The following is a 26,659-nucleotide window of genomic DNA, read 5'->3' on the forward strand; positions in this document are numbered from 1 at the left end:
GCCATGCTGTTAGGTTATGGCGCCGGCGCCGCCGGCCTGCTGGCGCTGTTATTGGCCCTGCTGCTCGCCGGCATCCTGCTCGCCTGGTGGGGCTGGCGATACGCTGCCGCCCGCTGCGGCCGCCCGCGCCCGCCGCTTTCCTGGGGCGGCTATCTGTTGGCCTCGGCGCTGGCGATCTACCCGGTGGCGTTCGCGCTGATGCTGATCGACATTGCCCTTCAGGATCTCAAGAGCCAGCGGGCGGAAGAACGCTGGAATCGGCGCAGTTACCTGACGCTCGAGGCGGCAAAACCGTTCGGTGAAATCACCCTGCCGAAAGGCAGCTGGGTAAACCGGCAGGAGCCGCGCCAGCCCGGCACCGAAGACAGCCCCATCACGATGAACGGCGTGACCGCCGTGCGCTTTCCTCAGCCGCAGAGCGTGGCCGGCGTGCCGATCATCGCCTTCGAGGTTTTACCGCCGGTGATGGAGCTGGCAGGTGCGCATACCTTCACCCGTCCAACCGGCCAAACGGTGCACTGCGAAGCCGGTTGGCTGGTCTCTTTCTCTTTACCGCCGGATAAGCCGACCCCGCAGTGGGAGGAGTGGCAGGCCGGGCTGCCTGCGGCGGCGTTTCGGCCCAGCGACTGGATCTTTAGGGAGTGCTTCTCCGGCAGCCCGATCGCGGTGCTGACCATGCACAACGGCGAAGTCAGGGTGCTGCCTTAAGCCTTACGCCGTGGCGTTGGGCAAACGCACGGTCACGCGGTTGTTGGCCGTTGGCAACTGCAGCGGCGTTTCCTGCCAACTTACCGCGATAACCAATACCGGCGGGGCCGGCACGCGCGGCTCACGCCCGCCTGGCCCCACGCTGTAGGCATCCCATTCAATCACAAACACCCCGCCGTCTTGCGGCTCGACCCGCTCGACGAAAAAGGTGGTGTCCGAACCGCGCCCGCCCGCCGGTTTATGCGCATAAGAGAGCAGGCTGAACCACTCGCCGGCGAAGTAGAGATGGTATAGGCCATCGACGATATGCTCGCCGCGGAACTGGCAGCCGCCGACGCTCAAACCGTCACCCGACGGGGATCCCGCCACGCGTTCGAGATCGCGCACGAAGCGATCGGTCGGCCTGTTATCCAACAACAGTTCATAAGGCGGCGTGTGCAGCAGCGCGGCAGGATCGTCCGCCTGGCGCAGATCCGCCGGCAACATCGAGCGCGCCGCCAGCACGCGGCCGCTGGGCAACGTGATCTCCAGCCGATCCGCCGGATCCGCTACCCACTGCGGCACCCACAGACCGCGCACAAGGTGCAACGGCGTGGCTTCCACCTGCCGACACGTCGCCCGCAGCCGCGCCAACGCCTCAACGGAACCGGCGGCCAAGGCTCCCAGCTCGCGATCGGTCAACGCAGGCAGCGCATACATCGCCCGGGCGGCGGGCTCGTAGACCGTCAGCTCCTCTCCCTCGCGGCTGCGGGTCGGTATCAGGCGCAGCTTGCCATCGTCCACGTCCTGCGGCGCGGCGCAAGCGCCATGCACAATCGCCCCGTCGCGCAGCAGCAGCGTCCAAAAGCTGGGGCCGCCCATGCCCAGTTCCCCCACGCCGCCAATCTGCCGGTCGCTGTCGCCGGCGTGCGCCATCTCAATCGGCTGCGAACGCCAGTCGGTCTTGCGCCACTCTGCCGCTTCTTCGGGTTCTTGCCCGCTTTTAGCGGCGCGCTTCGCCCATTGCAGCGCGGCAAACAGCGCGATGCACAGCACACCCCAAACCGGGTGATCCTGCCAAATCAATAACCAACCGACGATCAAAAGCGCCCAGGCGGCCATGGCGATATCCTTTTCGAAGAGAAAACCGCCTGATTCTAGCTCAGGCGGTTAGTGGGGTTGAAGCCTATGCCATGAATAATTAGCCGTTAAATAGAAAGGTAATAATTTCAGCGTTATTTCTGTGACTATGAAGATCACATAAATAACGCTTTACCGAGTGGTCCCAGCGTAAAAACATAACTCTCTGTATCTCAATAAATATTTATTGCTCGATTAAAAAACAGAAAGCGTAAAGAGAAAAAAATCGCAATAATTTGTACATATTCTAAACATTGACTATGTTTAGACATACTATTTATATGCAGGAAAAACACCGAATAAAAAATCAGAAAGGCGCTTAAAAAATTAACACAGCCTTGCTTGCCGCAAGGAAGAAAAACTCTTTTCCAGCAATATTCCGCAGATATTTTATCTCTACGGAACGGGTCACTTTGCGTTTTATCAGGCCAATAGGCTACACACCGCAATTAATATCATTATTAGCATTCCGGAGACCGACAATGAAAATCGTTACGGGCATTATCCTTACCTCTGTAGCCGCCTTCAGCGGCGCGGCTTACGCGGCCGATGCACAACCTACCACCGGCAACGCGGAAGTGATGCTGGAACACGTGCACGCCGTGATGGAAAACGGCAGCCCGGCGCCGCAGCACGACGCCGCCTGCCAAAAAGAACTTTCCATGCCGGAATCGAAATATATGGGCATGAAGGTCAAAACCGATTACACCATCAACAGCAGCACCATGATGATGTCGGCCAAGTCGATGTTCCCATCACCGGATTCCATGAAACCCATGGAGCTGACGGTCGATCTCTCTGCGCTGGGCCTGGCGGATATCTATGCTTTCGGCGCCTTTAAACCGGCTGCACTACCGCAGGCCTATATTTATTTCACCATCGACAAGGATTTTAAAAATCCGGTCAGCACCTTTATGATCATTAACCAAGGCAAGCAATATAACTGTGTGATCTCCAGCTCGAATAAAATGATGAGCAAAGAGATGCGCGGCAAGATGATGATGAAGAAACAGTAACGGAATGAAAAACGGCGCTTCCCGCAACAGGAAGCGCCGTCAGAAAAGCCTTAAATCAGACCAGGATTGTATTTCTGGTTGAATTTCTCTTCCGATTGGAACAGATAAATAATGCCTTCGATAAAGCCGACAATCGATGGGATCCCCGTCCAGCAGAACAGCAGGTAGAACAGCCCCCACCACTTCATCCCTAAGTAAAACTTGTGAATGCCCAGTCCGCCCAGGAAGATGGCCAACAGGGCCGCCGCGAGCTTGTCTTTTCTGCTCATAGTTCACTTCTCCTAACTTCTCACCGAACCACCGGCATGCCTAAAAACGGATGCCGCTCCACAGAGCGCCGCATCGCAATGCTTGAGGAGGAAAACATTCATCCATCAAGGCTCAACAGGGGTAATTATAACAGTGATTAATTAAACGGTTGTTTAACCGGAGAAAGGGTAAGCAGAGGGAGTATGGAGAGGAGATGGTGCCGATAATAGGAGTAAAATAAAAAACATAACACACTGTTTTAAAGGGCAATTAATTAAAAACATCATATCTTTATACATGAATCTACACATAATAAAATAGTGCACAACAAATCGAATAAATTATAAGCAATTAGCACCCACCCACCGCTCATAATATAAAAAAGATTTACAGGAAAACTGTTCACCCTATACACCTTTTTTATTTACCCTTTAATTTCAATTAGTTGATTGACACATAGCTACCTTCTTGGTGTACATCCCTGTTCACCTACAGGGTGAACAGTCCGAATTGTAGGCACAAAAAAACCGGCCTGAGCCGGTTTGGGGAGCGCTTGTCGTTATGATATTGGCCGTTCAGCGGCCGATAGAATGCCCTGGTGTTGCTGTTCATTATTCACTGCAACTATAGGCGGCGTAGTGATTGAGCGTCCAATGGGTTTGGCAGATCAATAATGGCCCATTGATCGTCTCGGCCGATCAACTCACTTATCGTCACAGCGCGCCGCACTTCGGCAGCCAGTCCACCTCACATTCCTCACTCAATATCAGGTTCCCTATTTGGTGCGGCATTTCAGCAGCGTATGCTCATACTCTTTCAGCGTCTGCGGCACCGCCTAGCCGAACGCAGTCAGGTTCATCACGTGCTGATAACCCCTTTCCGGCCATAAACGTCGTTCCAGTCGCCCTCTGTAGGCGGCAACGCCGGAGTGCCGCCGGTGAGTGTGGCCGCCTCGACGGCGCGAGTCTACCCGGTACCGTTCCGATCATTATCAGCCGCCAGCAGCAGCCGTGCGTCCGGATAGTGGCTGCGCAGTTGCTGCGCCACGGCCTCCAGGTAGTCGGCGCTCAGTGCCACGCAGACCGTCTCACCGGTAAGGCAGTGCACGGTGAGGCCGGTGGCGTAGCCTTCGGTGAGCCAGATAACCGCGTTGTCTGGGCCGTTCAGGGTATGGCAGGCGGCTTTCACCTGCCCGCCCGCAGGCATGCGCATGTCGCCGCTGGCGTTAATCAGCTGCACGTTGACCACCTCGCCCACGGCGTTATGCTACGGTAACAAGAGGTCGCCGGGCTGGAAGGTGAGACCACCAACGCGCAGTGGCTGGCCGTACAAGGTCAGGGTTCCACCTCCGGCCAGCCCTTGGCGCTCAGGTAGGTATTGCCGGTCTGAGACTGAGCAGTGGCGACCAGAGCCTGTGCCTTTTTGGTGAGATGTATATCAGGATTGATTTTTAGACAGCTTCGGTACTCACCCGCTAAGAAACAGCACTGCCGAACATAAAATAATTAGTGTTGTTGATATGTTACTGCCGCAAAGCGGCTTTCAGGCAAACCGGCAAATACGGCTGGTTCGGCTTTCAATAACGCACCGTCATACTTCGATGGTGTAGATAGAGCTATGCTGGCACTGGTGCAATATAGCGTTGTAAATGCCTCGCCCCCCAGCGTCGGACAGGTGGTCTGAATACCCGGGGATGGCAGAATGCGGTCGAGCGTACCGTCTGGGCAATACCGTACAACACGATTTCCTCCCCACTCTGCATTCCATAAATAGCCCATTGCGTCCACGCAGGAGCCATCAGGTGCCCCTTTTCCTTCTGTCTCAGTAAACACGCGTTGGTTATCCAAAGTGGGGTAATCACAGCAGAATATGCGTCCCTGCATTGAGTCGCAATAATACATCGTGCCGCCGTCCGGGCTGAAACAGATGCTGTTCGGGATGGCAACTTCGGTTAGGGAAAGCGTCTCAACTGTCAGAGTAGCTGCGTTAAGTCGGTGAAATTGACCGATGACTTTGGGAGGATGGTTATCATCCATGGTTCCAAACAAAAAATTGCCCGAGCGATCGCAACGCCCATCGCCTATTCGTGTTCCGCTAACCCCCGGTGATGCACTCACCGTGCTAAAAACCTGGGTATTCAGATTATAGAGGCCGAGACGTGATGCTAACCCCATCAGCAGTACGTCAGCCTTTTCAGTAAGGGCAAACGATCCGAGCCGCTCAGGCAGAGACCATCGCATCACGACGTTTTTATCTTTTTCTAAGGCGAGCAGTTCACTGCCTTCAATGTCAGTCCAGAACAGCCTGCGTGTTCTTTCGCACCACAGGGGGCACTCTCCCAGTGTATTTCTGACATCTGCTGCAATTGAAAACATGTTAATACTCCATAGAGGAAAAGTATGTATTACGCTTTTAAGACATGCTTACGGACGTCTGCGCTAGGGCAAATATCCGCAACGATTAGGGAGCTGTGTGTCATTCTGTCAGTGCAGTAAACGCGCAGACAGTCGATCGCCGAACAACATGACGGCAAGCCCGACCAGCATGACCAGCATCCCCCCCAGCTTAAGCAACGACACCGGCCGGCGTAGAGCACCCAATAGACCAAAATGATCAATTACCTGCGACGAGAGCAACTGCCCGACAATCGCCAACCCAAGCAGGGCTGAAAAGCCGATTTTAGGTGTGAGCACGACATAGCTGAACAAGGCGCAGGCACCGATCAGCCCTCCCGCCAGACTCCATAGCGGTTGAGACGGAATGGCTGCAAGTGAGGTGAATAATCCCCCGCGCAGCAGCGAGTAAATCCCGAGGCTGAATGCCCCGGCCGCGAAGGAAAACAGCGCGGCTGTCACCGAATCGCCTCCGAGTCCTCGCGCCAGCTGGCTGTTCAGGGTGGTCTGCAGGGTGATCCCGAGACCGGCGGCAAAAGCGATTACGTAATACATCATGCTCATGCGTTTCATCCCTGTCAGTGCGCCTGTTTCAGCGGCAGGAAGGTTTCCGCAAAAATATCAGGCTCATACCCGGCGGCGGCAAACAGATGCTCACGTGATTCATCAATCGCTGTACGCAGACGCGCGCTGTCCACGCCCAGGACTTTGCCTTTCTGCTTGACGATGCGACCGCCGATCATGACAGTATCAATATTGCTGCGTTCCGTTGCATGTACCACCGTGCCAAAGGCATTCCCGTTTGGATACAGATTGATGTCGCCGGCGTTGATCAGGATCAGGTCAGCCTGTTTGCCTGGCGCCAGGCTACCGACTTTGTCCTGCAGCCCAGCGCAGGCCGCGCCATCGACGGTCGCCGCTTTGAGGAGCTGTGCTGCCGGAAGCGTTGTCAGCGAATGTGCAGAACCGCAGCAGTGCTGATGCTGATGCATGCCCATAACCCGCTGCAGGTAAAACGCCACGCGCATTTCCATAAACATGTCGGTGCTGTATGAGGTTTCATTGTCGACGCTCAGGCCGGGATTGATGCCATGACGCTGCGCTGCCTGAATGGCAAACATGCCGTTCTCGATGCCGTAATGCGCATCGGAGCGCGGGCAGACGTTGACTCGCACGCCGGCCTCCCGCAGGATTTGCCATCCCTCGTCAGGCAGCGCCGTGCAGTGATTGAAAATATTGTCCGGGCCAAGAAGCCCCCGCCGATGCAGCGATTCAAGCTCCGAAGCCATTCCAGCCCCAAAGAATTCAGTGACGATTGGCAGCCCCAGCCTGCGAGCCTCGGCCCACAACTCCGGTTCCAACTGAGCCATGACACCGAGAGAAACAAGGCTTTCAGGGTTGTTTCTGAAATACTTTTCTTGCAGGCGCTGCCAGTTGCCCGGCCAGTGCGCTCTGTCCCACTCTCCCGATACCGGCGCACCAGAGGCATGGATGGCGCGGATACCCGAGTCAAACAGGGCCTCTACGGCAGCGTCTGAATGCGCGGCGGTGCGGCTGTTATGGGAGTTATCAATGATGGTAGTTATGCCTGCGTCAATAGCGCCCAGGGCAGTCAGCAGGTTGCCGATATAAATATCGCCGGGGCGATAGTATTTGGCGAAAGAGAAGTGCGTGGCGTTGCTGTAGTCGTCCAGACAGGTGGCATTAGGGTTTATGCGGCGCAACTGTCCTTCCCAAGAGTGGCGATGAGAATCCACCATCCCCGGCATGGCAATCATGTTAGTGGCATCTATGATGTGAGCACCCTGTGCGTCCAGGTTTTGACCCACTGCGGTGATGGTTGAGCCAGTGATAAGAACATCACCGCGCTCAATATTACCTACATTCTCATCCATGCTCAGTATCGTTGCGCCACGGATCAGCGTTGTTGGTGGGGTTTTTGTATGATTATTAACGATATTTCTGATGTAATCGGTCATTTAAACAGCCTCTTTCCTCATTAATAGGAAAACAATACGCCACTCAATTAGTGTGAAAAAGATGCTTAACGCGTTTTTATTATTCATAATATGCGAATAATAAAATTGACTGCCGGCGATTTGGCGGCGCGCGGGAGAGGAAATATGGATCGTATTCAGGCTATGCAGATCTTTACGCGGGTCGCTGAAGCCGGAAGCTTCGTGCGCGCGGCAGAAGCGCTGTCACTACCTTCGTCAACGGTAACTGGCACCATAAAAAACCTTGAGAAATACTTGCAGGTGCGGCTGTTGAACAGGACAACGCGGCGGGTGAGCCTCACCCCGGAAGGATTGCAGTATCTGGTGCAGTGCCGCGAAATACTTACGTTAATCGATCATGCGGAAGCTGGCCTGACGGAGGCGGTAAAACGACCGCAGGGGCGTTTGCGGGTTGATATGCCCGGGGGGATCGCCCATTTCATCGTCATGCCTCGTCTGAAAGACTTTTTCCGGCTTTACCCAGAGATTTATCTGATGGTCGGGGTGAGCGACAGGCAGGTTGATCTGGTTCAGGAGGGGGTAGATTGCGTGATCAGGGTGGGGGAGCTGCATAACTCCACGCTGGTTGCCCGCCCGCTGGGGCGGTTTCGCTGGGTCACCTGCGCGTCGCCGAGTTATCTCCGGGAATATGGCGTTCCGCAATCGCCTGACGAACTGTCCCGGCATCGGGCGATTCACTATTTTTCCGGTCAAACCCGGCGTGTGAACGAAATGCGCTTTGTCCGCGGTGCTGAAACACTGGCCGTACCGGTGAACGGGGTGGCCGCCGTGAATGAAACGGGCCTCTACATCAACATGTGTCTTGACGGTTTCGGGTTGGCACAGCTTGCAGAGAGCGTGGTTTCAGCACATCTGCAGGAAGGAAGGTTAATCGAGGTGCTGGTTGACTGGCAGCCGCCGTCGGCGCCGGTCAATTTGCTTTATCCGCATCAGCGCTTTCTTTCTCCCGCCGTTCGCGCCTTTGCTGACTGGGTAGCTGGGCTTATCCGCAGCGCCGGTGCGGGCGACTGAATGCGAAGAGCAGCCCCTGATCACTCAGGGGACGAACGAAGCAAGCGTGTTTGAGCGGAGGACGGTAAGAAATCGAAGCCACACCGCCGCCATCATCAAGCCCCTGTTCTCTGCGCCCTGTGGGGAAAACCACGCCCTTTTCAGGGCGTGGTTTTATCGGCCATTAAGAAAAGAGTGCCGTAAGATGATTGCTGAAACGCCTGATCTCATTCTCTACATCCGGCGCTTTGACCACATCATTGGTGATAAAGGTGGGCAGCGATTGCATGCCTAAGAACTGGTTCGCCTTATGAAAATGCAGGTATACCCCATCCACGCCCTGACCTTCAAAGAACTGGTGCGGATCGTTAAATGCTTCTAATGGGGCGTTCCAGGTAAGAGAAAGCATGTATTTTTTATTCTGCAGGAGACCGCCTGAACCATATTTTCTCGACGCATCAGAGCGTGTACGGCCATCACTTTCATACAGAATGCCGTGGCCGGCTGTAAACACTTCATCGATCCATCTTTTTACAGTCCAGGGTTCGCCCATCCACCAGCCTGGCATCTGATAAATCAAGACGTCACTGTTAAGTATTTTCGTTATCTCGCGTTGAGGATCAAAATCGCTGTCAGCCTTTGTCATGGAAACCTCGTGCCCAAGCTGGCTTAACAATTCATGTGCGGTAGTGGCATAGTGTTCGTTTAACTCACCTTTGGCAAAGTCAAAACGTTTGGCGCCATTGACAATAAGAATATTACTCATGGAATACTGCCTTACTCGTATTAGAAACTGGATTTAGAAGTGTGTTGCACAATATCCGGTATCGAAAAATCCCGGTATAGAAAACATCAGGAGAACGTTCCGCTCTCCCGAAGACAGCAGTCAAGATTCAGCTCAGTGAGGATGCGGGTTCCAGATGGGCGTTTCGTCCGGCCGCCATGCCGGTACAGGCGCCCGCCACCGCGATCGCAGCAGTCACCAGCAACGGCATGGCCCAGCCGCCTGACCAATCATGTACTTTGCCCAGTAGTAGGGGGCCGATGGCCGCCATCAGATAGCCGACACACTGCGCCATGCCTGACAGAGCCGCCGCGTCGCCGGCGTTTTTGGTACGCAAACCGATAAAGGTCAAACCCAGCATCATGCTGGCTCCAGAACCGAACCCTAAAATAGCTGCCCAAAGCATCGCCAGACCGGGGGCATACACGATTCCGATGAGGGACAGCGCCGTTAACAGACTGACAGAGACGGCCGCCAGCTTTTGGTCTTTCAGGCGGCGCAGCGTGGCCGCCAGGAGTAATCCAGGGATAGCCGTGGTCAGCTGCAGCATGCCGTGTACTGTGCCTGCTTTTGCAGAAGATATGCCGCTGTCTGCAAGAATTGCAGGCAACCAGCCCACCGCAACATAAAAAGGCATGGCATTCAGTCCCATAAATAACGTGACTTGCCATGCCAGAGGCGATGTCCAAACCGCGACGGCTGCAGATTTTTTCGGGCCTGGCAACGTTTGCTGATGGTGCTTTTTAAGCTGCGGCAGCCATAAAATGAGCGCAAATAACGGAGCTATGGCGATCAACGCCAAAGCGATGTTCCAGCTCCAGAGCTGCGTCAGTGGAATGATCAGGGCCGAACCGACAGCGCCCGCGGCTCCCATCGTGATGGAATAAGCGCCCGTCATGGAGGCCACGTTTGACGAAAAGTCGCGCTTGATCAAGCCTGGCAGCAAAACATTCCCCAGCGCGATCCCGGTACCTATCAGGATCGTACCGGCGTACAGCGCCCAGATGCTGCCAGCAGAACGCAGCAGGATCCCTGCCGAAATCATCAACAGCGCGCCAAAAAGCGTGCGCTCCAGTCCGAATCGGCGTGCAATGGGCGCGCTTAGCGGGGAAAATGCCGCAAAAGCAAGTAACGGCAGTGAATTGAGCAACCCCACGGCGGTGATACTCAGCCCAAAATGATTCTGGATTAACGGTAAAACCGGCGCTATACCGGTGAAAGGAACTCGTAGGTTAGCGGCGATAAAAAGAATTCCCGTCACAAGTGCCAGGGCCTGCCACTTGTTGGTTGTATTTGACATCTTTCTGACTTTCTCTCAAAAAAGAAGAGACTTTAAGATTCCCAAGATGTACAAAATATAGATAATCAGACAACTTATATCTAAATTATGCCAGACCGCAAAAAAACGGTATCTTCACCTGAAGAGTTTGACTCAGATATTTTCACTCAGGCAGCCGTCGCCCTGAACGTGGCCTCTATGGACGAGTATTCAGGTCTCGGCCCCCATGCTCACCGCAAAGGTCAGCTAATACTGTCTTTACACGGCGCAGTCAGTTGTGAAGTACAGAATGCGCTGTGGCTGGTGCCTCCCGGACACGCGGTCTGGATCCCCGGCGATATGCCGCACAGTTGCCGCGTAACGCAAAATGCCCGTACCTGCTTTCTTTTTATCGAACCCGGTGCGGCGGTTATGCCCAAAATCTGTTGTACGATCGCCATTACGCCGCTTGTCCGTGAACTCGTTCTTCACCTTGCTGAACAGGAACCTCGTTATTCTTCCGAAGGTAAAACGGCCAGACTCGCTGCAGTGCTGCTGGAGCAGATTCCTGACACGCCCGTTACTGCGCTCTATCTGCCCGTATCCGACCACCCTAAAATCAGACACATTGCTGATGTGCTTTTTGCCGATCCTGGCGATCGCACGACGTTGCAGCAATGGGCTAATCGGCTTGCAACCAGCGAGCGATCGCTGTCCAGGCTGGTGCAAAGCGCGACGGGCATGAGTTTTGGACGCTGGCGCCAGCAACTGCATCTGATGATTGCCTTGCGCCAACTGGCTGATGGGCAATCAGTGCAAAATGTGGCGGGCGCACTGGGCTATGATTCGGTGAGCGCCTTCATCACGATGTTCAAAAAAGCATTGGGTAAATCGCCGACACAGTACTTTGCCACTTTGCGTTGACGGGCGGATATACCAACGCAAGCTAACCCTCAACGTGGCAGAAACTCGAACTCGCTAACGTGCCGATGTTGCGAAAGTCGCTTTTCCATCACAGACCTAACATCCACTTCAGATTATTTTGCGCGGCAGTGGGAGGGGGAATGTGGCGTTGCGTTACTCCATAGGACAAGCTACGAGTCCGCATCGCCGTGTTGTTTGTCGAAATTCAATCTTGCCTCTCGGAAGCGATCGGCATTCCCGACGATCCAGGTCCAGAGTGGGATCATACGGACGAGCAGCTCCATGCCCGTATCGGACAATTCATACTCGACTCTGGGAGACGTTTCTTCATAATCATGACGGAGTACTAAGCCGTCACGCTCGAGCTGTCGTAACGTTCGTGTCAACATACGCTGGGTTACCCCATGCATGCGCCTGCCGATTTCTGCGTGGCGCAGTCTGCCATACACGCCTAGCGTGTTGATAATACCGAGTGACCAGCGGCTTCCGGCATGTGCGAGCACTTCCCGCCGCAACCCATCATCATCATCTCTTAGCCCGTTACACACGGCCTGAGAGTATTGGAGAATTTCATCTCTATCGATGTTATTGGCTTCCAGTATCATGCATGTACCTTCTTTTTTACTCGACCATGAATTGTTAGAGTGCCGAAACACATTCTTGACGGGTTGAATTATGAACAATAAAACGCTTGACGTTACGTCTAAAAATATTCTTGTGCTCGGGGCTGGCGAACTTGGCCTACCGGTGCTGCGCAATCTTGCGCGCAGAGCGAAAGACGTAGATGACGCCAAAATAAGTGTGTTGCTGCGAGCAAGTACGGTTGAATCCAGTGATCCACAGAAGCGACATGTTATCACGGAGATCCGTGAACTTGGGATTGAGATTGTCCCAGGCAATCTTGTCACCAGCTCAATTGATGAGCTCGCCGAAGTATTTGCACAATATGACACAGTAATCGGTTGTGCGGGTTATGCGGCTGGAATCGAGACGCCAATGAAATTGGCGAAAGCGGCCTTGCAGGCTCGCATCCAGAGATACTTCCCTTGGCAGTTCGGAGCCGATTTTGACGCAATTGGCCGCGGTAGCCCCCAGAATATTTTCGACGCTCAGCTGGATGTGCGCGAATTGCTGCGCAGTCAGCATCAGACGGAGTGGGTGATCATCTCGACCGGTATATTCATGAGCTATCTGTTTGAGCCGACCTTCGGTGTTGTTGACCTGCAAAATAGCACAGTTAATGCTTTGGGCAGCCTTGATAACACGATGACGTTGACAACGCCGGATGATATAGGGATGCTGACTGCCGCAATCGTGTTTGCAGCACCCCGTATCCGTGACGAAATCGTATATATAGCCGGTGACACAGTGACTTACGAAGAGGTGGCTGACAAGTTACAAGCTGCTCTCGGTCGCCCCTTCACCCGTTCGGTGTGGAGCGAACAGTATTTGCTGGATGAGCTGGCACGCGAACCGCAAGATATGATGCATAAGTATCGTGCTGTTTTTGCTCAAGGACGAGGTGTTGCATGGGATAAGAGTGTGACTTTCAATCAACAGCATGCCATTCCGGTCACCGACGTGGCATCTTGGATCAATGCCAACCTTATTTAGGGCAGCAGTAAATAATCCTTGATTCTGGCAGCTTAATACCTCTGCTCCTGGGCTTTAAGGGTCTGGGAGACAGGTTGCATTATTGCTTTTGAGAAATGATCATCGAATTTTATTAATGACTAACGCATAAGATGAAGTGCTTTTATTGATTATAATCGGATTGTGCTATGTCACTTTTTAAAATAAAGATTGACTTATTTTTCTTTTAAGATTGATTTAAAATAGGACGGAAGTAGTCGTAGCGCTACTCGATTTGTCTATTTTTAGTTTCATATTTGAATGTGAAATAGTGGTTTTAATTCATAATATATCCATATGCTTTCTTATGGCCGGCAGTTCCGTTTAACCTTAATATGGGCAAAGGGCGTTGCATTTGCCACTTAGCTTAGGTGGCTCACCCTGTGGGCCGCTTACTGTTTCATATGCACTTGCCTACGTAGTAGTCACCTTCAGAAATTATCTCTTATTGACACCTCATATGGGCCATTGTATAAAATTCCGCCTCAATAATGAGTTTCATTTACATTAAAAAACATCCTGGATTTTCGAAAACGATTTTAATGAAGGATAGCTAATGAAAAAGGTCATCTGCACGTTGGGTATGATGTTTGCCTCAGTCAGTTCTGCTCAGGCCACTGTCTATCCTCTGACCATTGAAAACTGTGGGTATAAAGAGACATTTACCCAGGCACCTGAACGCGTGGTGGCGCTGGGGCAAAATACCGTTGAAATTTTGCTCCTGCTGGGCCTGCAAGATAAGGTGACCGCCAGTGCGTTTTGGCCGACCAAAGTATTGCCTCAGTTGGCTGAACAGAATGCAAAAATCAAGACGCTGACAGTAGAAATCCCCACCCTTGAATCCGTGCTTGCGCAAAATCCGGATTTCGTTCCCGCTCAGTCACCGTTGTTGCTTGGACCTGAAAGCAAGGTCGCCAAACGTGAAGATCTGGTGACCCTGGGCGTGAACAGCTACGTGTCACCGGGCATGTGCGCCACCAAAAAAGCCACCGGCGATATGTATGGCAGCCGCCAAAAGCTGTGGGATATGACCTATCTCTATAAAGAAATTGCCGATCTCGCCAACATTTTTAACGTTGAAGATCGCGGCCGGGCCGTTATTACCGATTTCAAAAAGCGTGAAGCGAATCTGCGCCAGGAATTCGGTAAAAACAAGAAGGATCTCTCCTTTGTCTTTTGGTTCTCGAGCTCATCCCCCTCAGCTGATGCCTATGTAGGAGGGAAAAACAGCGCATCCGGATTTATCGCGAACGTGCTGGGCGGGCATAACGCCATCACTTCCGAGACAGAGTGGCCGACGGTGAGTTGGGAAAGCATTATCGCAGCGAATCCGGATGTAATCGTGGTCTCCAGTCTGGATCGTAATCGTTGGGCGCTTGACAACGCGGCGGAAAAAATCAAATTCCTAAAAAGCGATCCGGCCATCAGCCAACTGGACGCAGTGAAAAAAGGTCATATCGTGGTGATGGACGGCCAGGCGATGAACCCGACAATCAGGACGCTCTACGGTGCTGAACAGGTGGGCGAACAACTCAGAAAACTGGGACTGAACTAATGACGACCGCCGTTCTTCAGCCACGCAAGAGGCTGTTTCGGAGCTTCACGATCTTGCTCGCCGTGGCGCTGTTATTCCTGGTAATCGCGCTTGGCGTGAGCCTGGGGGAGCTTTCGATCCCGCTGCAAAGCGTCTTTTATGCCATCAGCAATAAAATAGGGCTGACTGAAATGCCGCTCAGTCGCATCCATGAAAGCGTGATTTGGGATTTCCGTCTAAGCCGTGCACTGGTGGCGGCATGCAGCGGCGCCGGGTTAGCCATTTGCGGCGCCGTTTTGCAAAGCTTGCTGAAAAATGCGCTGGCCGAGCCTTATGTGCTCGGCGTTTCTGCCGGAGCATCGACGGGAGCGGTTTCCGTCGTGGTTATGGGCATAGGTACCGGAGCCGTCTCTCTTTCTGTGGGCGCTTTTGCCGGTGCGTTTGCCGCCTTTGCCTTTGTCGCTTTTCTGACCAACGGCGCGCGCGGCGGAAATGAACGTACTATTCTGGCTGGTGTTGCGGCTTCCCAGCTCTTCAATGCGATTACCGCTTACACCATCAGCACGTCAGCCAGCGCGCAGCAGGCGCGTGATGTGATGTTCTGGCTTTTGGGAAGCTTCAGCGGCGTACGATGGCCTGAATTCCAGCTTGTGCTGGCGGTGGTGGTGATAGGGCTTGCCGTATGCCTTTACTATTCCCAGGCGCTGGATGCATTTACTTTCGGTGACGATGCTGCCGCATCGCTCGGCATCGCGGTTCCCCGGGTGCGTCTAATTCTTTTTACCGTCACCGCGCTCATCACCGCGACCATCGTCAGTATGGCGGGGTCTATCGGTTTCGTGGGACTGGTGGTTCCGCATGTGATGCGTTTCTTTTTTGGCCCGCTGCACCGGACGTTGCTGATTGCCAGCGCGTTGGCGGGGGCTATCCTGATGGTGCTGGCCGACATTGCCTCTCGTCTGCTGATTGCGCCGCAAACTCTGCCGGTCGGCGTGGTGACTGCGCTGGTCGGGGTGCCTTTCTTTGCCGTGATTATTTACCGTTCAAGGAATAAGTGATGAGCATATCCGCTGACAACATTACCTGGAAGGTAGGTAAAAAGGTCATCGTCAATGGCGTCTCGCTGAGCGTTTCTCGCGGTGAAACCGTGGGGCTGCTTGGCCCCAATGGTTGCGGTAAATCTTCGCTTTTGCGCATCCTAGCGGGCCTGCGGCGCCCGGATGCCGGCCGCGTGACGCTGGATGGGCAAGACATTGCCCGTATCGCCAAAAAGCGGCTTGCCCGCCGGGTAGCTTTCGTTGAGCAGCATGGCATGACTGAGGCCAACATGCGCGTTCGCGACGTGGTCAAACTCGGGCGTATTCCACATCACTCCGCTTTTTCGAACTGGAGCGCGCACGATGATGAAACCGTCACCGCCGCCCTGCAAAGAGTGGACATGCTGGAAAAAAGCGCTCAAGGTTGGCTGAGTCTCTCCGGTGGGGAGCGCCAGCGGGTGCACATTGCCCGTGCGCTGGCGCAGACGCCCAGCGAGATCCTGCTGGATGAACCGACCAACCATCTGGACATTCACCATCAAATGCAGCTCATGCAGTTGATCAGCGAGTTGCCCGTCACCAGCATTGTGGCCATTCACGATCTCAATCACGCTGCGATGTTCTGTGATTCGCTGATTGTGATGCAGGGCGGGCACATCATCGCCACCGGGACCCCCGAGGCTATTTTGTCGGAAGCACTGCTCTGGGACGTCTTTAGGGTGAAAACGAAAATTGAGATCTCCCGCTTCCATGGTAAAAAGCACATTCATTTTATCGTTTAGGATGCGGCGACATGTTTCTTTTCTCCCTTCGTCCTGCCACAACGCTACGGCCGCCCGTTTTACTGGGCAGCCAGTTTGTTTTCAACATCGGCTTTTACGCGGTCGTCCCTTTTCTGGCGATATTCTTGCGCGACGACATGCGGCTCTCCGGCGGCGTTATCGGATTGATTCTCGGGTTGCGTACCTTCTCGCAGCAAGGGATGTTTATTTTGGGCGGCACGCTTTCTGACCGATACGGTGCAAAGGTCGTCATCCTGAGCGGCTGCATGATCCGCGTTGCGGGCTATTTGTTGCTGGCGCTTGGACAATCCCTGTGGCCCATCATTCTGGGGGCTTGCCTAACCGGCATCGGCGGCGCACTGTTCTCTCCGTCGATTGAAGCGCTGTTGGCTAAAGCGGGCACCGACAGCGAGGTAAACGGAAAACGCAGCCGCGCGGAGTGGTTCGCGCTTTTCGCCGTGTGCGGCGAACTCGGCGCCGTGTTGGGCCCGGTTGTCGGCGCGCTGCTGACAGGGCTCGGCTTCCGCCAGGTGGCACTTGCAGGGGCTGGGGTCTTTGTTGTCGCCTTGGCGGTGCTGTACTTCTGCCTTCCTGACGCTCGTCGCAGCGAGCGGGCACTAGAAATAGTGCCCTGGTGGACGACATTCCGTCAGCCGCGTTTCGTCGCCTTTATCATCGCTTACAGTTCGTGGCTTTTAAGCTACAACCAGCTCTATTTGGCGCTACCGGTTGAAATTCAGCGATCGGGCGGCAGCGAAAAAGATCTCGGCCCGCTTTTTATGTTAGCTTCCGTCCTGATCATTGCCCTCCAGCTTCCGCTTGCACGTTTCGCACGGCGAGTAGGAGCGATCAAAATCTTACCGATGGGTTTTTTGCTGCTGTCTGCCGCTTTTGGGAGTGTGGCCATGTTCGCCGCGACACCGCCGCTGGCTGGCTGGCTGCGGTTAATGCCTTCGGCATGTCTGGTCACACTTTTAACGTTGGGGCAGATGCTGCTGGTGCCATCGGCTAAAGATCTTATCCCGCGATTCGCCGATGAGTCGACGCTTGGCGCGCACTATGGTGCGTTAGCCACCGCCGGGGGCTTCGCGGTGCTGGCAGGTAATTTATTGTTTGGCCCGTTGTTGGATCTAGCGCTGGTGCCTTCAACGCAGGCCATCTATCCCTGGCTGCTGTTGGCGCTGCTTCCCCTGTGCAGTGCTGCGGCTATGGCCGTGATTTGTCGTCCGCTGCAAAGAGCGCCACTCTCGTAAGCCTGAACGCGAGAAGTCAGAAATCAGAGTGGGTAATGCGGCCTCATTTGCTTTGTATTCCAATCTTAATGGATCATCGATTACGATATCAGCCGATTACATTATTTGATCGTAAAAAGACCAACATTTCCACTTCTTATTAATTGGTGATTATGGTTTATAACAATTTGATTATTAAGATTAAATCACTTGTTTTTCAATTTGAAAACAATAAGCAGTATTTTCTTCTTATTACGTATCTTTCAGAAGATTGTCACCATATCTTGTACAGCATGATTGCCAATTCCATTTCGCATGACCTAGTCGGAATTTATATTGCAGCCGGCGAGAGGCTGATCCAGCTTTACCTCCGCAGTGTACTGGCTGCCCAGCGTCCGCGCACTCATCAGCCGGACTGGTGCACTATGCTGACAGAACAGATTCCCATCGCCAGCAACATTGGATTCCTAACAGACTACTGCAGTGAGGAGAACGCAATGGCGGCATCAGATGCCTACAGATCAAGCATATCGACCAGCCTATGATGCTGGATCTCTCACGCTAAGACAGAGCCATCATGTGGGAGAATAACTTCCAGAAAGCCCTATTGCTCGAGCACATCGCACAGCAATGTATACGGCAATGAACAGCAAACTGCTGGAAAAATACGTGCTCTGCGGCTGGTTCACACGAGTAATACTCTGGAGCTACAGTGGCCAAGAGCGATGACCAACACGTGACTAATTTTCTATGAGCGTTTGAACCCGCTATTGGAGTATGAACCGCTACAACAGAAGGTGTTCAAGGTCAATTGACTACGTCAGCACTCCAGACTAGGGTTGGATACACAGTCTCAGTCTGGATTACCGGCATGAGCGGGGACTAGGCCAGCAACTGCTATCCATGTTATTACATGTTTGATAGGTGCTATGTGCATCGACATAGGAATGTGTTACTCATCGGACCGACGGATTGTGGAAATGCCTGCATTGCCTTTGTGAGCGTCCTCCAACGGTATGTTCAGGCAACTTGCTACCGTCTGACACGACTGCTTGATGATCTGAACATCGGTTATACAGAGTGTGGTTATCAAAACAGCTGTTGTAACAGTCCTAAAAGGAGCCGCTGCTCCTAGATTATGGGAGAAAGCTGAACGCCCGGCCAGTATCCGGCTATCGTGGTATGTTAACGATGGATATGGAGCAAAAACCGGCCTGAGCCGGTTTGAGAGCGCTTGTTCTTATGATTTAGGCCGCAAAGCGGCCGGAGGTAATGCCCTAGTGTTGCTGCATATTTTTCACTGCCACTATAGGCGGAGTGACGATTGAGCGTCCAATGGGTTCGGCAGATCAATAATGGCCGATTGATCGGCACGGCCGATCGACTCGCTCATCGTCACACAGCACCGCACTTCGGCAACCAGTCCGCTTCGCACTCTTCACTCAACACCACATTGGTTTGCATCCCCAGCCGGGTTTTACGCTTGAGCAGGGTTTTCTCATACTCTCTCAGCGTCTGCGGTACCGCCAGGCCGAACGCCGTCAGGTTCATCACGTGCTGATAGCCCCGTGCCGCCATAAACGACAGGTAGGCGTGGTACAGATAGCGGCGCGGGTTCGGCGGGGTGATGTTGGCATTGCCTATCATCATCCCTTCTGCGGTGCTGAGCACCGTCAGGTAACCACAAAAATCGACCAGTGGGTCAGCCTGGCGTTTGATAGTCAGCGCCTCGTCCGAGCTTTGCTGCGCCTGAAGCAAGGTGCGGGCCTCGTTCGGGTTGGCGAAGCGCTGCATCAGATGGCGCACAATGACGGCCAGCTCCTGGGTGATTTTGTCAAGCAGCTGCGGGTCGCGTTCAGCGAGCGGTATCGCGTCCGGGAAAGTGATAATCACCCGTCGCCGAGAGACACCGCCGCTGCGGTCGCTGAACTGCATCGGATTGTTGTTGACCGCCAGTATCACCGCCGGGATGTAGGCGGCATAGGCGTCGCGGTATTTCGGGTCAATAGCGACCGCATCACCGCCGGTGATGGCCTTGATACCCGCCCCGTCGCCGCTCCACTTTTCCTGGTCAGGCAGGATAATCAGCGAGTAGCCGACCACGCTGGCCCGCTCGCGCGCCGACTCGAGATTATCGATGGTGGCGGAGGTGGTGTTATCCGCCCCGGCCAGCAGCCGGGCGATGGCCGCCATCACGCTCTTGCCGCTGCCGCCGGGGCCGGTCACTTCGAGGAACAGTTGCCAGTCGTAGCGGTTGGCCAGCACCATAAAGAGCGCCGCGAGGATACGTTCTTGCTTGTCGTGATTGCCTCCAGCGGCCCGTGTCAGCCACTTCCAGAAGTACGGGGCATGGTCGGCCAGGTTCTCCCCAGCACGAGGCGGCGTATAGTCTACGCTGTTGACGGTGCGCAGCCAGTGCTCTTGCCGGTGGGCGCTGAACTGCCCGCTCACGGTATCGAATACCCCGTTACGAAAGCCTATCAACCGGCGAGCCGGGTCGCCCATCTGCGGCACCATCAGCTTGAGGGTGTCCAGGATGCTGTTGATACCGGCGGCGGAGAACGGTGCTCGTACCTTCTGGAACAACGCGGCAATCTCTCGGCTCAGTTGTCGGTGTGGCAGCACCTGCCAGGCGCCGCGGGTATAGCGGCACAGCTCTTCCCCCACCGGCGGCACCGCCAAGGTGTTGCCGTAGTGCTCAGCCAGCAGTTCGGCCTTCTCGCTGGCGCTCATGGCTTTCAGGTCGGCATCGCTCAGCCTGTCGAACGGGCTGGGCTGCGACGGCTGGCTGAACGCCTGGAGCTGTGCCCGCGTGGCCTCAATGCCCTGCTGACAGTAGACATCGTTCCAGTCGCCGATGTCTGTCGGCAACGCAGGGATACCGCCGGTGAGTGTGGCCGCCTCGGCGGCGCGTGCCTGCCCGGTGCCGCTGCGGTCATTATCGGCCGCCAGCAGCAACCGTGCATCCGGGTAATGGCTGCGCAGCTGCTCCGCCACCGCCGCCAGGTTGTTGGCGCTCAGCGCCACGCACACCGTTTCACCGGTCAGGCGATGCACGGTGAGGCCGGTGGCGTAGCCTTCGGTGAGCCAGATAACCGCGTTGTCCGGGCCGCAGAGGGTGTGGCAGGCGGCTTTCACCTGCCCGCCTGCTAACATGCGTTTGTCTCCGTGGGCGTTAATCAGCTGCACGTTGACCACTTCGCCCCCGGCATTGAGCAGCGGCAACAGCAGGTCGCCGGGGTGGTAGGTGATACCCCCGACGCGCAGCGACTGGCCGTGCAGGGTCAGGGTGTCCACCTCCGGCCAGCCTTTGGCGCTCAGATAGGCGTTGCAGGTCTGGGACTGCGCGGCAGCCACCAGAGCCTGTGCCTGTCGCGCGGTTTTGCGCTGAGCGTCAGCCTTGTCTTGTCGTGAATGACCGGCCTCAGCGGTCGGTGGTAAAGTGCTGGCATTATCCCCCATCACGGCAGCCACCTGTTCGGCGGCAGCCCGGGCAGATAGTGACAGGGCTTTTTCCACCAGGTTGAGGCCATCACCGGCCCCACACTGATTGCAGAACCAGGTGCCGCGCCCGTCCTGGTTGTCGAAACGGAAGCGGTCTTTGCCGCCGCAGGTCGGGCACGGCTGCGGCTTGCCATTCGGCCGCAAGGCGATGCCGAGGGCCGGGAGTATCACCGGCCAGTGGCCGGTGGCGGTGCGTACGGTCTGGGAAACGAAGTGGGCGCTCATGCTCTTCTCCTCAGTGTACGGTGGCATGCTGTGCCGCCGACAGGCGCTCGCAGCACAGCTCGTCCATCATCTTTTGCCCCAGCGCGGTCAGGCGCGGCGCGGCCACCAGAACGTCCGGCTGCACCATGTCGCTCAGCATCGTACATGCCATATCCATGCCGTCTTCTGCGCCGTACTGACGCACAAAGTGCCCCTCCAGGCGCAGAGCAATCGTCATCTGCAACTCGTCCAGCGTGAACCCGAGGCTCACCCGGTAAAAGGCGCAGGTGTCCAGATAGGCTTGCGCCACGGCGCGGCGGAAAACGGCGGTGCGGACTTCAATCGGTAAACAGGATGAGGTGTTCATGCGGCAGTGGCCTCCATGCGGGCAAGGATTTGGGTTTCACAGGTGTTGACGACGTGGCCGAGCTGGTCGGTCAGCAAAGCAATGACCGAAGCAAACGACGCCTGTTGCGTGGCATCGGGACGCTGCCCACCGAGGTCAAGGGTGTCCAGCAGGTCAAGGAACAGCACGCCGGTGGCGTGCGCATGCTGGAGACGCAGAAAATCGGCGTGCGGGATAGGGTAATGGGTGTCGCGGTAGTAGCGGTCGGCCAGGGTGTTCATGCTGCCGCCTTAACCGGCAGACGACCGGCAAAGGACAACACGTAATCACGGGCCAGCACGCGGCGGGCATTGCGTTCGCTATCCGCCACGGTGCGCACCATACGGGGCGAAGCCGTCAGAGCAGAACGGCGTACGGCCGCGAACAGAAAGCAGAATGTCGGGTGAGTCGGGGTGAGGGTCGTAGCCATGGTGGCAGCCTCCAATAAGTTTTGGTTATTGCTACCACCGAAGTTCCTACACTTATGGGTGGTAGCCCAGACGGGGGTAGGAATACCGGCCTTATTGGAAACCGGCCAGCCCGAAGGCTGCCCCGCCTGAGCCACCATTGATTGACTGCTGCGATAGCATAACATCCACCGCGCAAAAAATGAGCACACTAAGGCCACGACATAAAAAAACACGCCTGGCGCGTGTTGTGTCGCCAATAAGTAACACGGGTTCCTACGCCCGGCTGCCGATTTTGCGGCAGCGGGAGGACTATAGCGCAGGGCCGGACGTGGGGGCAAGCCGTAAGACGCCCCCGGACGTTCAATCGATCGCATAGTGATCAACCACTTCGCCGACATGGAACAGACTCACTTCGGTCTGGCGCTTCATAAGACGGATCACGCCGTGCTTTTCGCTGTAGTGGACCGGTAAAACGATGTCCGGGTGTTTGCGCTGCAACAAGATCGCTTCCGCCACAAATAAGGCGTCGTTATCGCTCAAGGTGAAACTGTGTCGACCGAGGGTTAACTGCATCACTCAGCGCTCCCCTGATGACGGTTGGCGATACGTTCGTCCATCCACTGTTCGACCTCGGAGGCCAGCCAGGCGACGTTCTTACCGCCAAGGGAAACCTGAACCGGGAACTGCCGGCGGCTCATCATCTCGTACACGGTGGAGCGGGACAGACCGGTGGTGTAGAGCACCTCCGGCAGGCGGATAAAGCGCTCGCGCGGGGTATAGCCGTTTTGAGGCACCGGCGACGGGGTAGATGGGATGGGGGTGGAAACGGTCAACATAAAACGCTACCTCTTTGTGTCCGACCAACGCTGGCCGGGACTGTGTGAACTTCGGTAGCGCCCTATTATGTGAATATTTATCGGGGTGGCAACAAGGCGTTGTTGTGTGGTGGGACAGCTTTTATGCCTATTTTTCAACCAAATGGGCATATAGGTTAATATTGACCTTTATTGGCAAACCTTGGCAAACCCAAAGAAATGAACGAGCCATGAATAGCCGTTTATTAATAGGCAGAAACAGGCGTACAGGCACAACCACAGGCTAGCCAGAGAAAAGGCCCTTTTTAGCCGAGTGAACAGCAGTGAACACCGGGTGATGAGTGCAGAAGTGACCCATCATAGCTTTATTAATTGATTTAACTGTATTTTTATTTAAGTGAACAGTGGTGAATAGTTTAAATAAGAACTAAAATCGCAAAGGTGATTTTGCAATCAATATCTGAGGCAGCCACATAACAAAAACACAGACGGGAAGAAAGGCGGCGTAAGACGCCATCTCTGGCCTCGCTATGATGGGATAATCACGCCCGCTTCCATCACGCGCCCCCAATCCTTCCCCCCAAAAACAGCCTTTTTCCTGGCTAGCGGGTGTCAAAGAACGCGTGCATGCATAGAGTGCATGATTTTGCATGCAAGAAAATGCATTTTTTACCCCCTGCCGCACCAGTAGCAGCGCGGCCTGCGGTCTCTCATGCACCTGCATGAAAAGCGACACATAAAGCGGGCAGGCGTGGCGGGGGTAGCATTGCGCGCCAGTGGGTTTTAACGATTTATTGGCGCTAAGAGTGCTGGGCCAGGCCCGCAATAAAATCGGCGTACCACTGCAACATGTCACGGCGTTTCTCAAGGTACTGAGCGTGGTTGTAAGTGCCGCGAATGGCGTTCTTGTCCACGTGGGCAAGCTGCATCTCTATCCAAGCGGTATTAAAGTCCTGCTCATGCAAAATCGTGGACATCATGTGCCTGAAGCCGTGGCCAGTGAGCCGACCGTGATAACCGATACGCTTGAGGAGCTGGTTGATACTCGCTTCGCTCATCGGTTTGTTCACATCATTCCGTCCCGAGAAAACATAGCGATAGTTACCCGTAAGCGTCTTCAGCTCATTCAATATAGCCACAGCCTGTGTCGATAATGGTACGAGATGGGCTCGACGCATTTTCATGCGCTCCTGCGGAATTTCCCAAAGCGCGTTATCCAGATCAACCTCATGCCATTGCGCCATGCGCAGCTCAATACCCCTGACTCCGGTCAACATCAGTAACTTCGTCGCCAGCTGTACCAACCGACTGCCGGAGTACATCTCCAGCGCCGCAAGAAAATCGGGGATTTCATCAACGGATAAAAAAGGATAATGAGTAGATTTTGGGCTAATCAAAACGCTGGAGAGATCGGCGGCTGGGTTGAACTCCGCTCGCCCGGTTGCCGTGGCATATCGGAAGACCTCACCGCAGCGCTGTCTGACCTTACGCATTTTCTCAAGCGCCCCACGCGCCTCAATTTTGCGAAGCACTGTGAGTAGCTCAAGCGGCTTTATCGCCGAAATGGGATGCTGTCCCAGATAGGGGAAAATATCAATGTTGAACGCGTCCATGATATCGGCCGCATACCCTGCTGACCACGTCGCCAATTTGGACTGATGCCACTCCTTCGCGATCGCTTCAAAGGTGTTCGCATTCCCGTATAGCTGCGCCAGCTTTTTCTCTTTACGAACTGTGCTGGGGTTCTGCCCCTCAGCAACTAACTTTCTGGATTCATCGCGCTTTAACCGAGCATCGGCCAACGAAACGGCAGGATAGACGCCGAATGAAATCATCTTGGGCTTACCGGCAAAGCGATAACGAAAGCGCCAGCTCTTGCTGCCATTGGGTTCAACCAAAAGGGATAAGCCCAACCCATCACTCAACGTGTAAGGTTTAGGGGTGGGTTTAGCATTCCGGATTTGTAAGTTATTAAGTCGCATGTGTATAGAAATTCAAGACCGAACAGAAGTACACGCAATTCTACACACACCTGATATTGGATTCCACAGGACAGCGCCGGACAGTCACGGACATAAAACCCAGTCAATGCATTGTTATTTAATATTTTTTTGGATGATTGCGGACGTTACAGGAAGAAAGAGTGGTGCCGATAATAGGAGTCGAACCTACGACCTTCGCATTACGAATGCGCTGCTCTACCAACTGAGCTATATCGGCATCGAGCCGGGCCTGCGGGGCAAGCCGGAAGTGCGTTGAACAAGGTAGACCTGCGCGCGAAATGAGTCAATAGCCCGCCGGGGCGTTTGGTTGTTTTGCAAGCAACCAGACTGTCGTGCAGTCCCCCTTTTCCAAAAACAATCAGGGCGCAGCCCGCTGCGCCCTGACCTCTTTATTACCGCAATCCGGCCTTAGCTGCGCACCAGATCGTCGCCGTAGCCAATCCACTTGTAGGTGGTCAGCGCGTCCAGGCCCATCGGGCCGCGGGCGTGCAGTTTCTGGGTGCTCACCGCCACTTCCGCGCCCAAGCCGAACTGGCCGCCGTCGGTGAAGCGGGTGCTGGCGTTGACGTACACCGCCGAGGAGTCCACCGCGCGCACGAAGTGCTCGGCGCTGCTCAGCGAGCGGGTGAGGATCGCGTCGGAGTGGTTGGTGCCGTGAGTGCGGATGTGGTCGATGGCCTGATCGATATCGTCCACCAGCAATACGTTCAGATCCAGAGACAGCCATTCGTCGTCGTAATCCTCCGCGTTCACCGGCACCACCGTCGCAGGGCCGCCCTGCAGCAGCGGCAGCGCGTTTTCCGCCGCGTGCAGCGTCACGCCCGCCGCCGCCATTTTGGCGCTCAGCGCCGGCAGGAACTCGGCGGCGATGCTGCGGTTCACCAGCAGCGTCTCCAGCGAGTTACAGGCGCTAGGGCGCTGGATCTTGGCGTTTTCAATCACCGTCAGCGCCTTGTCGAAATCAACGTCGGCATCCACGTAGGTGTGGCACACGCCGATGCCGCCGGTGATCACCGGGATGGTCGATTGCTCGCGGCACAGCTTGTGCAGGCCGGCGCCGCCACGTGGGATCAGCATGTCGACATAGCGATCCAGGCGCAGCAGTTCGCTCACCAGCGCGCGATCCGGGCTGTCGATCGCCTGCACCGCCGCCGCCGGCAGGCCGCACTGTTCCAGCGCCTGCTGGATCACTTTCACCGTCGCCTGGTTGGTGTTGTGCGTCTCTTTACCGCCGCGCAGGATCACTGCGTTGCCGGTCTTCAGGCACAGGCTGGCGACGTCGATGGTGACGTTCGGCCGCGCCTCGTAAATCACGCCGATCACGCCGAGAGGCACCCGGCGGCGCTCCAGCTTCAGCCCGCTGTCCAGCAGGTTGCCGTCCAGCACGTGGCCGACCGGATCGTTCAGGCGGCATACCTGGCGCACGTCGTTGGCGATCGCCGCCAGCCGCGCCGGGGTCAGCAACAGGCGATCGAGCAGCGCTTCGCTCATACCGGTGGCGCGCGCCTGCGCCATGTCTTGTTCGTTCGCCAGCAGGATCGCTTCACTGTTGGCTTCCAACCTGTCGGCCATCACCGACAGCACCTGATTCTTCTTCGCCGTGCTCAGAACCGCCAGCTGCCAGGAGGCCTGCTTGGCGGCCTTCCCCATCTGCTCCAGCAT

26 protein-coding genes, 1 tRNA gene and 1 pseudogene are annotated in these 26,659 nt (G+C 55.3%); 10 read left to right on the plus strand and 18 right to left on the minus strand.

Going from position 1 to position 26,659, the window contains the following annotated elements:
- Positions 1-3: 3 nt before the first annotated feature.
- Positions 4-708 carry a hypothetical protein gene (locus ACUTQY_RS12600; RefSeq protein WP_046688314.1) on the plus strand — a complete coding sequence of 235 codons (705 nt, stop codon included), beginning with the start codon at positions 4-6 and terminating at the stop codon, positions 706-708.
- Positions 709-711: 3 nt separating this feature from the next.
- Here the strand turns inward: ACUTQY_RS12600 and ACUTQY_RS12605 are convergent, their stop codons facing one another.
- Complete coding sequence (locus ACUTQY_RS12605) at positions 712-1,809, minus strand: hypothetical protein (RefSeq protein ID WP_128868776.1); 1,098 nt, start codon at positions 1,807-1,809, stop codon at positions 712-714.
- Between the two features lie 500 nt (positions 1,810-2,309).
- On the opposite strand from ACUTQY_RS12605, the gene ACUTQY_RS12610 reads away from it, so the two are divergent.
- Positions 2,310-2,843: a hypothetical protein gene (locus ACUTQY_RS12610; protein WP_046688312.1), complete on the plus strand. Its 534-nt coding sequence runs from the start codon at positions 2,310-2,312 to the stop codon at positions 2,841-2,843.
- A gap of 50 nt (positions 2,844-2,893) precedes the next feature.
- Here ACUTQY_RS12610 and ACUTQY_RS12615 read toward each other — a convergent pair whose 3' ends face one another.
- The 5 genes and pseudogenes from ACUTQY_RS12615 to ACUTQY_RS12635 form a co-directional block, all read right to left on the minus strand.
- Positions 2,894-3,112, minus strand: a complete 219-nt coding sequence (locus ACUTQY_RS12615) for a TM2 domain-containing protein (RefSeq protein WP_033641985.1) — start codon at positions 3,110-3,112, stop codon at positions 2,894-2,896.
- An 841-nt stretch (positions 3,113-3,953) separates the two neighbouring features.
- Positions 3,954-4,516, minus strand: a pseudogene (locus ACUTQY_RS12620) (toprim domain-containing protein); the annotation flags it as partial.
- 81 nt (positions 4,517-4,597) lie between these two features.
- Positions 4,598-5,467 (minus strand): SMP-30/gluconolactonase/LRE family protein, encoded by an 870-nt coding sequence (locus tag ACUTQY_RS12625; RefSeq protein ID WP_089194322.1) that lies wholly within the window; start codon positions 5,465-5,467, stop codon positions 4,598-4,600.
- Between the two features lie 108 nt (positions 5,468-5,575).
- Complete coding sequence (locus ACUTQY_RS12630) at positions 5,576-6,049, minus strand: DMT family transporter (RefSeq protein ID WP_046688587.1); 474 nt, start codon at positions 6,047-6,049, stop codon at positions 5,576-5,578.
- A gap of 14 nt (positions 6,050-6,063) precedes the next feature.
- The gene (locus ACUTQY_RS12635; protein ID WP_046688310.1) at positions 6,064-7,464 is read right to left on the minus strand and encodes an amidohydrolase family protein; all 1,401 of its coding nucleotides are present in this window, start codon (positions 7,462-7,464) and stop codon (positions 6,064-6,066) included.
- Between the two features lie 144 nt (positions 7,465-7,608).
- On the opposite strand from ACUTQY_RS12635, the gene ACUTQY_RS12640 reads away from it, so the two are divergent.
- Positions 7,609-8,514 (plus strand): LysR family transcriptional regulator, encoded by a 906-nt coding sequence (locus ACUTQY_RS12640; RefSeq protein WP_046688309.1) that lies wholly within the window; start codon positions 7,609-7,611, stop codon positions 8,512-8,514.
- Positions 8,515-8,677: 163 nt separating this feature from the next.
- Here ACUTQY_RS12640 and ACUTQY_RS12645 read toward each other — a convergent pair whose 3' ends face one another.
- Positions 8,678-9,259 carry an NAD(P)H-dependent oxidoreductase gene (locus ACUTQY_RS12645; protein ID WP_046688308.1) on the minus strand — a complete coding sequence of 194 codons (582 nt, stop codon included), beginning with the start codon at positions 9,257-9,259 and terminating at the stop codon, positions 8,678-8,680.
- Between the two features lie 127 nt (positions 9,260-9,386).
- A complete protein-coding gene (locus tag ACUTQY_RS12650; protein WP_046688307.1) occupies positions 9,387-10,577 on the minus strand; it encodes an MFS transporter in 1,191 nt (396 codons plus the stop codon).
- Positions 10,578-10,664: 87 nt separating this feature from the next.
- On the opposite strand from ACUTQY_RS12650, the gene ACUTQY_RS12655 reads away from it, so the two are divergent.
- On the plus strand, positions 10,665-11,459 hold the full coding sequence (locus ACUTQY_RS12655) for an AraC family transcriptional regulator (protein WP_046688306.1): 795 nt from the start codon (positions 10,665-10,667) through the stop codon (positions 11,457-11,459).
- A gap of 170 nt (positions 11,460-11,629) precedes the next feature.
- Here the strand turns inward: ACUTQY_RS12655 and ACUTQY_RS12660 are convergent, their stop codons facing one another.
- Positions 11,630-12,064: a winged helix-turn-helix transcriptional regulator gene (locus tag ACUTQY_RS12660; protein WP_197665291.1), complete on the minus strand. Its 435-nt coding sequence runs from the start codon at positions 12,062-12,064 to the stop codon at positions 11,630-11,632.
- Between the two features lie 70 nt (positions 12,065-12,134).
- Here ACUTQY_RS12660 and ACUTQY_RS12665 point away from each other — a divergent pair, with 70 nt between their 5' ends.
- The 6 genes from ACUTQY_RS12665 to ACUTQY_RS12690 all read left to right on the plus strand — a co-directional run bounded on the left by ACUTQY_RS12665 (position 12,135) and on the right by ACUTQY_RS12690 (position 18,221).
- Positions 12,135-13,073, plus strand: coding sequence for an aromatic alcohol reductase (locus ACUTQY_RS12665; RefSeq protein WP_046688305.1), 939 nt, complete (start codon positions 12,135-12,137; stop codon positions 13,071-13,073).
- A gap of 574 nt (positions 13,074-13,647) precedes the next feature.
- Entirely contained in the window at positions 13,648-14,646 is a 999-nt protein-coding gene (locus tag ACUTQY_RS12670) for an ABC transporter substrate-binding protein (protein ID WP_046688304.1), read from the plus strand.
- Positions 14,646-15,683: a FecCD family ABC transporter permease gene (locus ACUTQY_RS12675; protein ID WP_342188282.1), complete on the plus strand. Its 1,038-nt coding sequence runs from the start codon at positions 14,646-14,648 to the stop codon at positions 15,681-15,683. Before ACUTQY_RS12670 ends, ACUTQY_RS12675 begins: the two co-directional genes overlap by 1 nt.
- Complete coding sequence (locus ACUTQY_RS12680; RefSeq protein ID WP_128868775.1) at positions 15,683-16,444, plus strand: ABC transporter ATP-binding protein; 762 nt, start codon at positions 15,683-15,685, stop codon at positions 16,442-16,444. The genes ACUTQY_RS12675 and ACUTQY_RS12680 overlap by 1 nt, the downstream gene beginning before the upstream one ends.
- 11 nt (positions 16,445-16,455) lie before the next feature.
- A complete protein-coding gene (locus tag ACUTQY_RS12685; RefSeq protein ID WP_342188283.1) occupies positions 16,456-17,697 on the plus strand; it encodes an MDR family MFS transporter in 1,242 nt (413 codons plus the stop codon).
- 152 nt (positions 17,698-17,849) lie between these two features.
- On the plus strand, positions 17,850-18,221 hold the full coding sequence (locus tag ACUTQY_RS12690) for a hypothetical protein (protein WP_206358902.1): 372 nt from the start codon (positions 17,850-17,852) through the stop codon (positions 18,219-18,221).
- An 850-nt stretch (positions 18,222-19,071) separates the two neighbouring features.
- Here the strand turns inward: ACUTQY_RS12690 and ACUTQY_RS12695 are convergent.
- The 9 genes from ACUTQY_RS12695 to proA form a co-directional block, all read right to left on the minus strand.
- Positions 19,072-21,405 (minus strand): primase-helicase zinc-binding domain-containing protein, encoded by a 2,334-nt coding sequence (locus ACUTQY_RS12695; RefSeq protein ID WP_089194319.1) that lies wholly within the window; start codon positions 21,403-21,405, stop codon positions 19,072-19,074.
- Positions 21,406-21,415: 10 nt separating this feature from the next.
- Positions 21,416-21,751, minus strand: a complete 336-nt coding sequence (locus ACUTQY_RS12700) for a DUF5375 family protein (RefSeq protein ID WP_089194318.1) — start codon at positions 21,749-21,751, stop codon at positions 21,416-21,418.
- Positions 21,748-22,011, minus strand: coding sequence for a hypothetical protein (locus ACUTQY_RS12705; protein ID WP_015376194.1), 264 nt, complete (start codon positions 22,009-22,011; stop codon positions 21,748-21,750). The genes ACUTQY_RS12700 and ACUTQY_RS12705 overlap by 4 nt, the downstream gene beginning before the upstream one ends.
- Positions 22,008-22,553: a host cell division inhibitor Icd-like protein gene (locus ACUTQY_RS12710; RefSeq protein ID WP_089194316.1), complete on the minus strand. Its 546-nt coding sequence runs from the start codon at positions 22,551-22,553 to the stop codon at positions 22,008-22,010. The genes ACUTQY_RS12705 and ACUTQY_RS12710 overlap by 4 nt, the downstream gene beginning before the upstream one ends.
- Positions 22,540-22,752, minus strand: coding sequence for a hypothetical protein (locus ACUTQY_RS12715; protein ID WP_232092559.1), 213 nt, complete (start codon positions 22,750-22,752; stop codon positions 22,540-22,542). Before ACUTQY_RS12715 ends, ACUTQY_RS12710 begins: the two co-directional genes overlap by 14 nt.
- Positions 22,752-23,015 (minus strand): helix-turn-helix transcriptional regulator, encoded by a 264-nt coding sequence (locus tag ACUTQY_RS12720; RefSeq protein WP_063990842.1) that lies wholly within the window; start codon positions 23,013-23,015, stop codon positions 22,752-22,754. The genes ACUTQY_RS12715 and ACUTQY_RS12720 overlap by 1 nt, the downstream gene beginning before the upstream one ends.
- 779 nt (positions 23,016-23,794) lie before the next feature.
- A complete protein-coding gene (locus ACUTQY_RS12725) occupies positions 23,795-24,976 on the minus strand; it encodes a tyrosine-type recombinase/integrase (protein WP_046688294.1) in 1,182 nt (393 codons plus the stop codon).
- A gap of 162 nt (positions 24,977-25,138) precedes the next feature.
- Positions 25,139-25,214, minus strand: a tRNA-Thr gene (locus ACUTQY_RS12730).
- Positions 25,215-25,405: 191 nt separating this feature from the next.
- The gene (gene proA / locus ACUTQY_RS12735; protein ID WP_046688293.1) at positions 25,406-26,659 is read right to left on the minus strand and encodes a glutamate-5-semialdehyde dehydrogenase; all 1,254 of its coding nucleotides are present in this window, start codon (positions 26,657-26,659) and stop codon (positions 25,406-25,408) included.

Source organism: Serratia sp. TSA_130.1 (assembly GCF_052691795.1).

Coding starts and splice junctions, on each gene's coding strand:
- ACUTQY_RS12600 (WP_046688314.1), top strand. CDS start 4: ATGCTGTTAGGTTATGGCGCCGGCGCCGCCGGCCTGCTGGCGCTGTTA.
- ACUTQY_RS12605 (WP_128868776.1), bottom strand. CDS start 1,809: ATGGCCGCCTGGGCGCTTTTGATCGTCGGTTGGTTATTGATTTGGCAG.
- ACUTQY_RS12610 (WP_046688312.1), top strand. CDS start 2,310: ATGAAAATCGTTACGGGCATTATCCTTACCTCTGTAGCCGCCTTCAGC.
- ACUTQY_RS12615 (WP_033641985.1), bottom strand. CDS start 3,112: ATGAGCAGAAAAGACAAGCTCGCGGCGGCCCTGTTGGCCATCTTCCTG.
- ACUTQY_RS12625 (WP_089194322.1), bottom strand. CDS start 5,467: ATGTTTTCAATTGCAGCAGATGTCAGAAATACACTGGGAGAGTGCCCC.
- ACUTQY_RS12630 (WP_046688587.1), bottom strand. CDS start 6,049: ATGAGCATGATGTATTACGTAATCGCTTTTGCCGCCGGTCTCGGGATC.
- ACUTQY_RS12635 (WP_046688310.1), bottom strand. CDS start 7,464: ATGACCGATTACATCAGAAATATCGTTAATAATCATACAAAAACCCCA.
- ACUTQY_RS12640 (WP_046688309.1), top strand. CDS start 7,609: ATGGATCGTATTCAGGCTATGCAGATCTTTACGCGGGTCGCTGAAGCC.
- ACUTQY_RS12645 (WP_046688308.1), bottom strand. CDS start 9,259: ATGAGTAATATTCTTATTGTCAATGGCGCCAAACGTTTTGACTTTGCC.
- ACUTQY_RS12650 (WP_046688307.1), bottom strand. CDS start 10,577: ATGTCAAATACAACCAACAAGTGGCAGGCCCTGGCACTTGTGACGGGA.
- ACUTQY_RS12655 (WP_046688306.1), top strand. CDS start 10,665: ATGCCAGACCGCAAAAAAACGGTATCTTCACCTGAAGAGTTTGACTCA.
- ACUTQY_RS12660 (WP_197665291.1), bottom strand. CDS start 12,064: ATGATACTGGAAGCCAATAACATCGATAGAGATGAAATTCTCCAATAC.
- ACUTQY_RS12665 (WP_046688305.1), top strand. CDS start 12,135: ATGAACAATAAAACGCTTGACGTTACGTCTAAAAATATTCTTGTGCTC.
- ACUTQY_RS12670 (WP_046688304.1), top strand. CDS start 13,648: ATGAAAAAGGTCATCTGCACGTTGGGTATGATGTTTGCCTCAGTCAGT.
- ACUTQY_RS12675 (WP_342188282.1), top strand. CDS start 14,646: ATGACGACCGCCGTTCTTCAGCCACGCAAGAGGCTGTTTCGGAGCTTC.
- ACUTQY_RS12680 (WP_128868775.1), top strand. CDS start 15,683: ATGAGCATATCCGCTGACAACATTACCTGGAAGGTAGGTAAAAAGGTC.
- ACUTQY_RS12685 (WP_342188283.1), top strand. CDS start 16,456: ATGTTTCTTTTCTCCCTTCGTCCTGCCACAACGCTACGGCCGCCCGTT.
- ACUTQY_RS12690 (WP_206358902.1), top strand. CDS start 17,850: ATGGTTTATAACAATTTGATTATTAAGATTAAATCACTTGTTTTTCAA.
- ACUTQY_RS12695 (WP_089194319.1), bottom strand. CDS start 21,405: ATGAGCGCCCACTTCGTTTCCCAGACCGTACGCACCGCCACCGGCCAC.
- ACUTQY_RS12700 (WP_089194318.1), bottom strand. CDS start 21,751: ATGAACACCTCATCCTGTTTACCGATTGAAGTCCGCACCGCCGTTTTC.
- ACUTQY_RS12705 (WP_015376194.1), bottom strand. CDS start 22,011: ATGAACACCCTGGCCGACCGCTACTACCGCGACACCCATTACCCTATC.
- ACUTQY_RS12710 (WP_089194316.1), bottom strand. CDS start 22,553: ATGCGATCGATTGAACGTCCGGGGGCGTCTTACGGCTTGCCCCCACGT.
- ACUTQY_RS12715 (WP_232092559.1), bottom strand. CDS start 22,752: ATGCAGTTAACCCTCGGTCGACACAGTTTCACCTTGAGCGATAACGAC.
- ACUTQY_RS12720 (WP_063990842.1), bottom strand. CDS start 23,015: ATGTTGACCGTTTCCACCCCCATCCCATCTACCCCGTCGCCGGTGCCT.
- ACUTQY_RS12725 (WP_046688294.1), bottom strand. CDS start 24,976: ATGCGACTTAATAACTTACAAATCCGGAATGCTAAACCCACCCCTAAA.
- proA (WP_046688293.1), bottom strand. CDS start 26,659: ATGCTGGAGCAGATGGGGAAGGCCGCCAAGCAGGCCTCCTGGCAGCTG.